The sequence below is a fragment of the Arthrobacter sp. B0316-1-20 genome (assembly GCF_059091865.1).
Genome location: NZ_JBNHHC010000086.1, coordinates 1 through 9,900, shown reverse-complemented (window position 1 = coordinate 9,900; position 9,900 = coordinate 1). Strand labels below are relative to the sequence as shown.

Annotated in this window: 15 protein-coding genes and 1 tRNA gene; 8 read left to right on the top strand and 8 right to left on the bottom strand. The window is 65.5% G+C overall.

The genetic code is table 11. The annotated features are described in order from the left end of the window. Positions 1 to 260 (top strand): DUF3040 domain-containing protein (locus AC5RW2_RS38680; protein WP_494075173.1); only part of this gene is annotated, 260 nt, incomplete at its 5' end. A 138-nt stretch (positions 261 to 398) separates the two neighbouring features. Here the strand turns inward: AC5RW2_RS38680 and AC5RW2_RS38675 are convergent. Beyond that, entirely contained in the window at positions 399 to 620 is a 222-nt protein-coding gene (locus AC5RW2_RS38675; RefSeq protein WP_493986656.1) for a DUF2905 domain-containing protein, read from the bottom strand. A gap of 329 nt (positions 621 to 949) precedes the next feature. Continuing rightward, the gene (locus tag AC5RW2_RS38670; protein ID WP_494075172.1) at positions 950 to 2,152 is read right to left on the bottom strand and encodes a DDE-type integrase/transposase/recombinase; all 1,203 of its coding nucleotides are present in this window, start codon (positions 2,150 to 2,152) and stop codon (positions 950 to 952) included. A 167-nt stretch (positions 2,153 to 2,319) separates the two neighbouring features. Between AC5RW2_RS38670 and galU the strand changes: the two genes are divergently transcribed. The 4 genes from galU (at position 2,320) to AC5RW2_RS38650 (ending at position 5,321) form a co-directional block, all read left to right on the top strand. Further along, positions 2,320 to 3,222: a UTP--glucose-1-phosphate uridylyltransferase GalU gene (gene galU, locus AC5RW2_RS38665; protein WP_494031697.1), complete on the top strand. Its 903-nt coding sequence runs from the start codon at positions 2,320 to 2,322 to the stop codon at positions 3,220 to 3,222. Positions 3,223 to 3,234: 12 nt separating this feature from the next. Continuing rightward, positions 3,235 to 3,873, top strand: coding sequence for a GNAT family N-acetyltransferase (locus tag AC5RW2_RS38660; RefSeq protein ID WP_494031696.1), 639 nt, complete (start codon positions 3,235 to 3,237; stop codon positions 3,871 to 3,873). 90 nt (positions 3,874 to 3,963) lie between these two features. Further along, the gene (locus AC5RW2_RS38655; RefSeq protein WP_494031695.1) at positions 3,964 to 5,034 is read left to right on the top strand and encodes a hypothetical protein; all 1,071 of its coding nucleotides are present in this window, start codon (positions 3,964 to 3,966) and stop codon (positions 5,032 to 5,034) included. Between the two features lie 211 nt (positions 5,035 to 5,245). Next, positions 5,246 to 5,321: transfer RNA gene (locus AC5RW2_RS38650), tRNA-Ala, on the top strand. 451 nt (positions 5,322 to 5,772) lie between these two features. Here the strand turns inward: AC5RW2_RS38650 and AC5RW2_RS38645 are convergent. Genes AC5RW2_RS38645 through AC5RW2_RS38635 form a run of 3 tightly spaced genes read right to left on the bottom strand, consistent with a single transcriptional unit; the run spans position 5,773 to position 7,152 of the window. After that, positions 5,773 to 5,961 carry a hypothetical protein gene (locus AC5RW2_RS38645; RefSeq protein ID WP_494031694.1) on the bottom strand — a complete coding sequence of 63 codons (189 nt, stop codon included), beginning with the start codon at positions 5,959 to 5,961 and terminating at the stop codon, positions 5,773 to 5,775. 10 nt (positions 5,962 to 5,971) lie between these two features. After that, positions 5,972 to 6,181, bottom strand: coding sequence for a hypothetical protein (locus tag AC5RW2_RS38640; RefSeq protein ID WP_494031693.1), 210 nt, complete (start codon positions 6,179 to 6,181; stop codon positions 5,972 to 5,974). A 29-nt stretch (positions 6,182 to 6,210) separates the two neighbouring features. Further along, positions 6,211 to 7,152, bottom strand: coding sequence for a DUF2637 domain-containing protein (locus AC5RW2_RS38635; RefSeq protein ID WP_494031692.1), 942 nt, complete (start codon positions 7,150 to 7,152; stop codon positions 6,211 to 6,213). Positions 7,153 to 7,264: 112 nt separating this feature from the next. Here AC5RW2_RS38635 and AC5RW2_RS38630 point away from each other — a divergent pair, with 112 nt between their 5' ends. The 3 genes from AC5RW2_RS38630 (at position 7,265) to AC5RW2_RS38620 (ending at position 8,205) form a co-directional block, all read left to right on the top strand. Beyond that, positions 7,265 to 7,576 (top strand): hypothetical protein, encoded by a 312-nt coding sequence (locus AC5RW2_RS38630; RefSeq protein ID WP_494031691.1) that lies wholly within the window; start codon positions 7,265 to 7,267, stop codon positions 7,574 to 7,576. A gap of 102 nt (positions 7,577 to 7,678) precedes the next feature. Then, complete coding sequence (locus AC5RW2_RS38625; protein ID WP_494031690.1) at positions 7,679 to 7,951, top strand: hypothetical protein; 273 nt, start codon at positions 7,679 to 7,681, stop codon at positions 7,949 to 7,951. A 35-nt stretch (positions 7,952 to 7,986) separates the two neighbouring features. Beyond that, complete coding sequence (locus AC5RW2_RS38620; protein WP_494031689.1) at positions 7,987 to 8,205, top strand: helix-turn-helix transcriptional regulator; 219 nt, start codon at positions 7,987 to 7,989, stop codon at positions 8,203 to 8,205. Between the two features lie 62 nt (positions 8,206 to 8,267). Here AC5RW2_RS38620 and AC5RW2_RS38615 read toward each other — a convergent pair whose 3' ends face one another. From AC5RW2_RS38615 to AC5RW2_RS38605, 3 genes are all read right to left on the bottom strand, one after another. After that, the gene (locus AC5RW2_RS38615; protein ID WP_494031688.1) at positions 8,268 to 8,483 is read right to left on the bottom strand and encodes a hypothetical protein; all 216 of its coding nucleotides are present in this window, start codon (positions 8,481 to 8,483) and stop codon (positions 8,268 to 8,270) included. 579 nt (positions 8,484 to 9,062) lie between these two features. After that, entirely contained in the window at positions 9,063 to 9,707 is a 645-nt protein-coding gene (locus AC5RW2_RS38610) for an RES family NAD+ phosphorylase (RefSeq protein WP_494031687.1), read from the bottom strand. Next, on the bottom strand, positions 9,704 to 9,900 hold a 197-nt coding region (locus AC5RW2_RS38605; RefSeq protein ID WP_494075171.1), incomplete at its 5' end, for a hypothetical protein. The genes AC5RW2_RS38605 and AC5RW2_RS38610, both read right to left, overlap by 4 nt.

The window sequence follows — 9,900 nt, the reverse complement described above, 5'->3', positions numbered from 1 at the left end:
AGAACAGGCGCCTGGCGGAACTTGAGCGTGAACTGGCCGCCGAGGATCCCAGGCTGGCACGGATCCTGGCCGAGGGGTTCGCCGGTCCGCCGCCCGAGGCGTTCCGCCGGACGGTAACGGCCGCGCTGGCCGGGACGGTTGTGCTCATCCTCAGTGTCGCCTGGCAACTGCCGGTCCTCACTCTTGCCGGGTACCTGCTGGTGTATGTGGCCCTCCTGCGGTATTTCTTCCTGCGCGATCCGGACAACAGCTGCCCGTAAGGCCGGCAGCAGGGCCGCGGATAACCCCACCGGGTTGTTTTCCGTCCCAGCCCCCCCACGCGGCGCCCAGGGCACCCGGGCGGGCAATAGCCGGTCCCGGATCCGCTGCCCGAATGCGGTCAACGCCGCCTGCCGGTGTCATTTCCGGAAGAAGGACACCAGGAACATCAGGAGGCTGACCGCGGCCGAGACCACGAGCATCGAGACCCAGGGAATGTACACGCGCAGGTTCTCGCGCTCAATGCGGATGTCACCGGGCAGGCGGCCGAACCACGACAACCCGCCGCTCCAGGCCAGCACACCCACCAGGACCAGCAGCAGCCCGAGGGCCACCAGCAGCGGACCCAGGTCCCGGCCCATGGTCCCACCTCCCTCGTCGTGCGGACGGATCTCACCCTGCCCCGGCCGACGCCGGAGGTGCCGGCATGGGCCCTGCACCTCCCGGCCGAACATCCACCCTTGACCTATTTCAGCAGCCTGGCGGTTGGACCGGGAATCGGCGGCCGACCTGGCCGCGGGATACCTGCTGCCGGCCCCAAGACAGGTCCTGGGCATCCGGCGGCAGTGTCCGGGATCCTGGGCAAAAATGCTCCGGCAACCCTCCCTATTGCCTCATTGCAATACCTCCGGGAAGACTGATTCGTTGCCTCATTTGAATTTCTCCGGATGAGGTCATGGCCGGGAGTGCATCATGGGTGGGTTCTTGGGGTGTGGTTCCAGGCGCTGTTGATGGGTTTGAGGGTTGCGGGTTTCTTCGCGAGGGCGAGTGTTTCCAGGTCGGCGGTCAGGGCCAGGATTTGGCGTGAGAGCGCTGCGGGCTTGATGCGTTTGAAGGCGGCGTTCATCCGGATGGTGAGGTGTTTGCGCACGCTCGGGTGCCGGACGGCGCGCTGGTGGGGCGTGGCCGGCGCATCGTGCTTTCGGGTGACCTTCGCCCCGTGGCGCTGCTTTTCGATCAGTTTCTGCTGAGGCAGCAGGTAGTTGGTGAAGATCCGGTCCAGTTCCCAGATCTCGTTGAGTTTGGCCAGTTCCGCTTCGGTGTCGTAGCGCAGGTAGCCGACCAGTTCCCGGACCCTGGCCCAGTTCTTCTGCTCCACGTGGGCGCCGTCGTTCTTGTTGTAGGGCCGGGAGCGGGTGAACGTGATCCTGCGGGCGTGGCAGTAGGCCAGCAGGTGCTCGTTGATGAACTCGGACCCGTTGTCCGAATCGATGCCGATGATCGGGAAGGGGAAGACGTTCGTGACGTGCTCGAGGGCCTCGAAGACCCACTTGGCGGCCTTGTTCCGCACCGCCCGGTTCACCGTCCACCCGGTGGCGATGTCGGTCACCGTCAGGGTGAAGCAGAACTCGCCCGAGGCGTTGGACCCGTCGTGGCCGACCAGATCGATCTCCACAAACCCGGGCACCGCGTCGTCCCATTCGGCCCAGGTCCGGATCGGGATCTGGGACTTGAGCAGGGTGCCGGGCTTGGTATGCGACCGGCCCCGCGGCAGCATCCTGGCCCGCTCGGCGGCCAGCTTTCGGTCGATCGTGGCCGGGCTCATGGCCATCAGCAGCTGCGCCTGCGTGTCGGTGACATCCAGTTCCCCGTCCCGGCGCAGCAGCGGCACCAGCACCGGCAGCATCGGGGCCAGCAGCTTGCCGGCCGGGAACCGCAGCACGGCCCAGCACCTGATCAGACCCGGCAGCAGCTCCGGACCGTATACCGTTCTCCTGCCGGGCCTGGGCCGCATCGGCTTCAGGACCAGCGCCTGGCGCAGCGCGGCCCGGGCGTGATCGCGGTGCCAGCCGGTCAGCTCGACCAGCTCGTCCAGGATCCGGGTCTTGCCGGCCCGGTCAGCGCCCCGGTACGCCAGGGCCTTCTTCTTCGTCACAGCCTGCCGCTGGGCCATCGTCAGCTCCATAGAAACGGGCATAACCGGCATCGGCCGCCAACACCGGTCCACCACGCCGCCAGGCGGAGGATTTCAAATGAGGCAACGTATACCGCTACGCGGAGGTTTTCTATGAGTCAACGCGCCGCATAGTTATTGGGGGAGGGGTTCTGTACGCTGGAGAAATGACATCTGGATCAGTTGTGCGCAAGGCAGTCATCCCCGCAGCCGGACTGGGCACACGTTTCCTTCCGGCCACCAAGGCAATGCCGAAGGAGATGCTGCCGGTGGTGGATAAGCCCGCCATCCAGTACGTCGTGGAGGAGGCCGTCAAGGCCGGAATGACGGACCTGCTGGTCATCACCGGCCGGAACAAGCGTTCCCTGGAGGACCACTTCGACCGGGTACCTTCCATGGAAAAGACGCTCGAGGACAAAGGCGATGTCGAGCGTCTGGCAGCGGTCCGCGAAACCTCCGACATCGCGGACATCCACTATCTGCGGCAGGGGGATCCAAAGGGGCTCGGCCATGCAGTGCTGCGCGGCAAGCTCCATGTCGGGGACGAACCCTTCGCGGTCCTGCTGGGCGACGACCTGATTGACGAGCGGGATGAACTGCTGACGACGATGATGGAGGTCCAGGCGAAGACAGGGGGCTCGGTCGTTGCCCTCCTGGAAGTGGACCCATCCCAGATCAGCGCGTATGGGTGCGCAGACATCGCCCCCGTGGACGGCGAGAACTACGTCCGGATCAACAAGCTCGTGGAAAAGCCCGCCGCTGACGAAGCACCGTCGAACCTGGCGATCATCGGGCGCTATGTCCTGCACCCGGCGGTGTTCGACGTCCTGGAGCAGACCGGCCCCGGACGCGGCGGGGAGATCCAGTTGACCGACGCGCTGCAGACACTGGCCGCCAGGGACGGTGCGGGTGGCGGCGTGTACGGCGTCGTTTTCCGCGGGCGGCGCTACGACACCGGCGACAAGCTCAGCTACCTCAAGGCGGTGGTGACCTTGGCCGCGGAGCGTGAGGACCTGGGGCCGGATCTGCGCATGTGGCTGAAGGAATTCACCGACGGCCTGCGCGGCTAGCCCGCCCGGACCATGTTTGGATCGGCCTTCTGGCCGGTAACCCTCGAATGCGGTGACCTCTTCCTGAGGCCCATCCGTCTCCGGGACCGGCGCGAATGGGGTGAGGTACGCCGTCGTAATGCCCAGTGGCTTGCGCCCTGGGAGGCGTCGAACCCTCAGCCTGGCGGCTACCTGCCCACCTTCGGTGAAATGGTGCGCTCCCTGAACCAGCAGGCGCGCGCCGGGACGGCGCTGCCATTTGTCATCACCGAACTGCAGCCGGGTGTGTCCGACAAGCCCGCGCTGGCTGGACAGTTGACGGTTTCCAGCATCCTCTGGGGCTCCGCCATGATGGCGACCTTGGGCTACTGGGTGGATCAGCAGCGCGCCGGACGCGGGATCGCCCCGACTGCGGTCGCCCTGGCCACCGACTACTGCCTGCGCACGATGGGTCTGCACCGGATGGAGATCAATATCCGGCCGGAAAACAGGCCGAGCCTTCGGGTGGTGGAAAAACTCGGCTTCCGGGATGAAGGGCTCCGGCCGCGCTACCTGCATATCGCCGGTCAATGGGCGGATCACCGAAGCTTCGCCCTCACGTCAGAGGAGCTGCCGCCGGAAGGTCTGCTGGCCCGCTGGCTGCAGGAAGGCGACCAGTCGACAACGCGATAAAGCGCTTTACTACCAGCACCTTGGAACTTCCTTGTGACACGCCGGGACCAATGCCGCGGAAGGCATGCAATTTCTCATAGTTTGGAAGTCGTGGACCTTTCCCTGGATACCTCCCTCATTTTTGCGGCCATCGTCGGGTTGTGGCTCGTGTGGGTCGGCCCCTATGTTCTGCGGCGGCGGAACGCCATGGCGCTGGCCGAAGCTGTTGTGCTTCCCGGCCCGTCCGTAGCTGCCGCGGCTGTGCCGTCGCCGGTTGAAGACAAGCGTTCCGGGACGCAGCTCATGGAAAGCCCGACGCCGGGCGGTGGCACCGCGGGTCCCGTGCGGACCCCGGGGAGCAGCCGGCCGACTTCCGCCAATTCTGGCCGTCCTGCGCAGGTTGTCCGGTCCGCGCAGCCGGTCCGCCCGGCCCAGCCGGCTTTCCGGGTCTACTATGGACGCACCGCCTTGGCGCTGACCGCGGCGGCGGCCCTGGCCGGAACCGTTGTGACGGTCCTGCTGGCCTTGTTCGGAGCTGTGGCGGGTACGGTGCCGCTGTGGTTCCTGCTGGTGGCGGTTGCCGCCGTCGCGTCGCTGCGCGTGCTGGCCATCCGGAACCGCAGGAAGCGTGCCCAGGAGCGGGTCGAGGCAGCCTTCCAGGAGGCGATGAATCCTTCCTTTCGCGACCGGCCGCTGGACGGACAGCCCCGGGAAGAACAGCAGCCCCGGCAGCTAGCCGTTCAGTCTGCAGTGCCTCAAGCGGAGCGCCCTACGGAGCGCACCTCGGCGGGTCCCATTGAGCGGCCCGCCCCGGTCCGCGATTCCAAGCCGTTCGAAGCCGAACAGGGCCGGCAGGCCGCCAAGCCGCTGACCGCCGGCGAACTCCGCAGCGCGGCCCTGGAGGTCGCCGCGAAGGCCGGCGACGCGCCGGTTCCCGTCCAGCCGTCCACCTGGGAACCCAAGGAACTGCCGAAGCCCTGGTACGTCGAGGCCGCCAAGGCGGAGCGCCCTTCTCCCCAACCGCTGGCCCTGCCTGAGGATCCGAAGCCGACGGCGCGGACCTCGATCAAGCAGGCGGAGGCAGCGCCGAAGGCGCACCCGGACCTGCCTGCCATCCGGGATACCCAGCCGACGACCGGCCGTATCAATCTCGATGCCGTCCTGAAGCGCCGCCGCGCCTAGCCGCCGGCACCGGAACAGGGCGCATAACGGGGTCCGCACCGCAGGGTGCGGACCCTTTTCCATGTCCGGCGTTGGGTTCATGTCATGACTTCGGTCCTGGTGGCAGGCGGAACCGGCAACACCGGCCGGAGGGAAACAGGGGAACTGTTACCTTCGCCGATTGGCTAGAAGGGTGTGGTAGGCGCTAACCTAGGGGAACGGGTTTTCCCAAGGGGCTATGGCGCAGTTGGTAGCGCGTCTCGTTCGCAATGAGAAGGTCAGGGGTTCGAATCCCCTTAGCTCCACCACGATTCCCTTTCTGACTAGGGGTTACTCTCGCTGAGGCGAAGGTCAGCCGGGCGTTTCCGGAGGCCAAGCGAATACATTCCGAGTACTTTCGGCATCGCGTTTCGGTGTTTCGGAGACGGCAGTACACCCATCCAGCGTAGGTCCGGTGCCCCCTTTTCGGCAGTGGGCTGCGAAGGTCCCTATGGATCTGCCCTGGTATGGCGAGGTCGGCGGGGGCTGTGCGGATTTCTGCTCGATTGTCATGTGACGCTGTACCCCGAACCATCGGCTCACGGGCCCAAGTTCCGGACCTGATTCAGCCGCCCCGGTCGCTGCGCTGGTCCGTCTCGTGACCCATTTGGTCTGGACCTACGGGCCGCCCGCCGCGCCTAGGTGACAGCATCCGGCTCATGCGCCCGTCGTTGACCCGGTTCAGACTGATGTCAGTCCGAACCGGAGTGCCTGCTGTGGTTATTCGGCGGGTCCGCTGGTCCGTTGCCGGATACGGTTGGCGAGAGCGCGTTCTTCCAATTCCCGGATCACGTCATCCGGCAAATCATGACCCTCGAGTGTCATGGTCCAAGCGACCTTCTGGGCGTCGCCGGCGGCCAGCGCCCTGATTTCGGCGAACTCCTGCTCGGACAGGCCGTTCTCATCCATGGCGGTAAGACTAGTCCGCCATGGTTCCTATGTCCCGTATAACCTCGGCCGCCGCGAAGAGCCCGTCGGTAAGACCCGCCAAAATCCGGATGACCATCTCGGCCACCACTGCGGCCAGCGGGGCGACCCCGGTGAGGTGGACCAGGATGACGGAGATGATGACGGCTCCGGCGAGGCGGGAGAGCCGGTGGGACAGGGTTGGTGCGGTGCGTGCGTACATGGCAGGTCCTTTTTCGGTGATGCGGGTGGCTAGGCGGCGGGCTGAGTGACGCGGTACTCGGCCCAGGCGCGTTTGACGGTGGCGACCGAGATGTTCAGCCGGTCAGCGATCTCGGGGTTGGACAGGCCCTGCTCCTTCAGCTCTCCGACCTTTGCGGCGCGCTGATCCTTGTCGGTGTCCTCGGCGGCGGGCTGAGCGGCGGGGACCGGGGCCGTGACGGTGACGGAGCGGGCCGCAGATGCGACGGCGGAAGGTACCGTCACCGCCTTCGCTTCGGCCCTGCGCAGTTGCTCCAGGGCGGCGTCGCGGGCCCGGTCGGCCTGCAGCCGGGACTCGTTTTCCAGCTCCAGCAGTTCCGTGGCCTCCTGGTGGGTGGCCACTGCCTCTGCCAGACGCTCTTCGGCTGCGGCACGGGCGGCCGTTTCAGTCTCGGCGGTCTGCTCGGCCAGCCGCACGGCGGCACGGGACTGCTCGGCGGCCTCGCGGGCCTCGCGTACCTGGGCCTCCAGGGCTGCCCGTTCGTTCGTCTCCTGGGCGCGCTCGGCGCGGATCCGGGAGCGGAGCACACTCAGCCAGGCCTCCAGGGACAGGGCGACAGTGATCGGCGGCAGTGCGTGGACGACGGCGGATAGAACTGTTGTGGCGATCATGGCGTTGGCGGTCACGGACAGAGCCACGCCGGCGATCGTCAGCAGCCATCCGAATGTCTTGCGGTCCTGAACGATGGTTGCGTGCAGGACCTGCAAGGTGCCGGCCAGCATCATGCCGTCGATGGAAACGGGCAGCAGCCAGGCCAGGTTCTCGTGGAACCCGGAGTCGATGCCCAGCTGGCGGATACCGGTGAAACTGAGAACTGTCCCTGCGAAGGCGACGATGAACAGGATTGCGATCAGCGACTCGAAAATGAACCGGATGTTCTGGCCGACTCGGCGGGGCGCCTTGTTCGGGTGTCGTGCTGGAGGTGTGCGCATGGGGTGGTGATCCGATGCTCGATGGGAAGAACAAATGTTACGCTTGCGTATCATTCTATAGAATGCAACGCTTTCGTTGCAACCCTTGGTACTTTCTGGGAGACTGGGCGGCATGGCATCCGACAAAGAACCCCGCAACCTCGGCGGCTATGTCAGCTCAGTCGATCTTGCCGGGTTCATCGGCGTGAAGCCCGACATGATCCGCACTTGGCGCATGCGCCGGCGGCAGTGGATCGAGCGCGGCCGTCCCGAATCGGATGCCATCCATGCGTTCTTCCCGGATCCGGTCCTCGACCCGGAGACAGGGGAGCCCTTCCTGTTCGGCAAGGAGTTGGTCTGGACGGTGCCCGATGTCGTCCGGCTCAAGGAGGACCTGGACCGGCACGAGCGCAAGGCCGGCAACCCTAACTGGCTCAAGCAGTAGGCCTTAAGCAGTGATGGGCCCCTGCCCATGAAAAACGTCACATATTCGTTTCACTTTGGGTCCGGCGGAGCCAGCGCGGCGGATCGGCGCTACGTTTTCTGAATGGAAGACGAAAGATTTGTGCTCGAACCGCTCAGTCCGAAGGGGCGGGGCTTTGTTGATTCGGACCAGGTCGCGGCGTATCTCGGCGTGGACCGCGCCACGCTGCGGACCTGGCAGCGGCGCAAGGCTGACGGCAAAAGGGGGATTCCGGCCCTGCTGCCGGAGCCGCGTGAACGGCTGCTGGGTGGAGCCTTCGTCTGGGACGTCGAGGACATCGAGGAATTCAAGGCGGCGCTCGACCAACTCCCGGGACGGGGGAAGTCGAAAACTTAAGACACGGATGTGTTGCAATTCGGCACAGTGGAGGAATGACTGAGGAACCGGACGACCCCTACCTAACCACCTCCCAGGTGGCCGAACTCCTGGGTGTTGCCGCGGCCACGATTCGTAGTTGGCGGCTCCGCGCCAAACGCGGAGTGAGTGCCCCTGATTTTCCGAAGCTCGACATGAAGGCCGACCCTTACTGGCTGTGGAGGCGTAGCACTATTCAGTGGTTCCTGGCCAGGCGGGAAGCTGCCAAGGTGTAGGGGCGACAGCAGGCAGCCCCCGCTCCGGCGATCCGAGCGGGGGCTGTTTCGTTTTGGGTCGGCTACTTTCCGGCTGGGGTCCCGTAGGGATCCTCGTACATTTGCACGATCGCCTGGTCTTGGGCGTCCTGGCGGGCTTCGGCGGCGTCCATGCCGGGGAGGATGAAGCCGAACAGGGCGACCAGGACGACGACAATGAGGACTGCGGCTGCGGCAAGATAGCCTGCCGGGCCGGCAATGAAGTCGAGGCTGGATTTGACGGCGGAGTGCTTGCCCATGTTGTGTGACCCTTGTCTGTGGCGTTTATTGTAACGTTGCCGTGGCATTATATCCAGCTTATCACTCTGAAACAGATATGCAACACCAGTCAGTGTCGAACCGGTTGCATCCAGAGGGCGGGCGCTGGTTCAGCAGCCCGGTGTAGCCGGGCGCCGCCATATGGGAGGCCATCGCGGCCTATTGTCGCGGCGCTGCCTGAGGGCCGGGGGGTGTAACCGGAACGGTTACAAGCGAGTTACAGAAAAATCCGTGCCAGCACTGGGAAGTAAGGGGTTTGTAGCTTGTAACTTTTGTAACCACCAAATAAGTACATGTCGGAGGCTTTCGCTTTTTCGAAGGCTCCATCGGATGAAAAGTGAAAACTCATTAGGCGCCTGCCCTCGGGCCGGTTACACCGGTTACACGGTTACAAGATGTCTGCTTCCCAGTGATGGCGCGGATTTTCCTGTAACTGAGGTGTAACCGCTCCGGTTACAGGGGCCTGATCCGCAACTACAGCAGGATTTTCCGGCCATTGACCCAGGCCGCGCCGACTTCTGTGGCGAAGCCCGCTTTGCCGCAGAACTACAGCCTGTCGGCTATCCGGGCGGCTGGACAGTGTGTTTGCGGTAGGAGGCGGCACGGGGTGGCGTGCGCCGGCCGATCATGGAGCCCAGGCCGGCATCCCGCATGGCGGTCACGCCGTCGATGGTGTCTTTCACCGGCCATTTCGCGTCACCGGCATCCCCGAACAGTGCCAGCGCGTTTGTGGAGGCATCGGAAGTGAACCGGGATCCGTAGGTCACTCCGTCTGAGGGCAAGGCACGGAATGCTTGGGCCCACTGCTGCGTCAGCTCATAATCGGGGGTGGTGGCCACCTCACGGATGCAGCCGTAGTTCTTGGCGTCCTTGTGTCCGGACTCGGCGGCCGTCACGCTGGCGGGCAGTGCCAGGGTCGCGATCTCCATCTCCGCCACGAGTGGGTACGGGGCGACGCCGACGGAGGCCAGCTCGACGCCGAGCCGCTCCCAGATGGCAGTCTCGGTGTCGGTGGCCAGGTAGCAGGTGCCCTCGGGCTTGGACAGGTTGAATCGGCCGAGTGGGGACGAGTCGAAATACCAGGGGCCGTTGCCTGCCCGGATGGAGCGGTAGAAGATGTCGGCGCGGGCGATCTTGCGGGTGGGGAAGCCGTTGGCCAGGCGGGCCGGGTCGGGTGGACGCAGTTGAGGGTCCTGGCGGCTCATTCCGCCCACCGTGCCGCAGAGCGGCGTGCAGCCTCAAGGACCGTATTCACGTCCCCCTGGCGGAGCAGTTGCCAGCCGGTGGCGCTGCCCTTGCCCTCGGAGCTGCCAGCCAGCCAGAGCGCCCAGGTCCATGGATCCTGTGACGAACGGGCCAGGGTGTCGAGCACGGGTCTGAGTCCGGGCACTGTCTCCC

What these genes read in the sequence shown, in the direction of transcription:
- AC5RW2_RS38675 (WP_493986656.1), bottom strand. Translation starts at nt 620, where the DNA reads ATGGGCCGGGACCTGGGTCCGCTGCTGGTGGCCCTCGGGCTGCTGCTG.
- AC5RW2_RS38670 (WP_494075172.1), bottom strand. Translation starts at nt 2,152, where the DNA reads ATGGCCCAGCGGCAGGCTGTGACGAAGAAGAAGGCCCTGGCGTACCGG.
- galU (WP_494031697.1), top strand. Translation starts at nt 2,320, where the DNA reads ATGACATCTGGATCAGTTGTGCGCAAGGCAGTCATCCCCGCAGCCGGA.
- AC5RW2_RS38660 (WP_494031696.1), top strand. Translation starts at nt 3,235, where the DNA reads ATGTTTGGATCGGCCTTCTGGCCGGTAACCCTCGAATGCGGTGACCTC.
- AC5RW2_RS38645 (WP_494031694.1), bottom strand. Translation starts at nt 5,961, where the DNA reads ATGGATGAGAACGGCCTGTCCGAGCAGGAGTTCGCCGAAATCAGGGCG.
- AC5RW2_RS38640 (WP_494031693.1), bottom strand. Translation starts at nt 6,181, where the DNA reads ATGTACGCACGCACCGCACCAACCCTGTCCCACCGGCTCTCCCGCCTC.
- AC5RW2_RS38635 (WP_494031692.1), bottom strand. Translation starts at nt 7,152, where the DNA reads ATGCGCACACCTCCAGCACGACACCCGAACAAGGCGCCCCGCCGAGTC.
- AC5RW2_RS38630 (WP_494031691.1), top strand. Translation starts at nt 7,265, where the DNA reads ATGGCATCCGACAAAGAACCCCGCAACCTCGGCGGCTATGTCAGCTCA.
- AC5RW2_RS38625 (WP_494031690.1), top strand. Translation starts at nt 7,679, where the DNA reads ATGGAAGACGAAAGATTTGTGCTCGAACCGCTCAGTCCGAAGGGGCGG.
- AC5RW2_RS38620 (WP_494031689.1), top strand. Translation starts at nt 7,987, where the DNA reads ATGACTGAGGAACCGGACGACCCCTACCTAACCACCTCCCAGGTGGCC.
- AC5RW2_RS38615 (WP_494031688.1), bottom strand. Translation starts at nt 8,483, where the DNA reads ATGGGCAAGCACTCCGCCGTCAAATCCAGCCTCGACTTCATTGCCGGC.
- AC5RW2_RS38610 (WP_494031687.1), bottom strand. Translation starts at nt 9,707, where the DNA reads ATGAGCCGCCAGGACCCTCAACTGCGTCCACCCGACCCGGCCCGCCTG.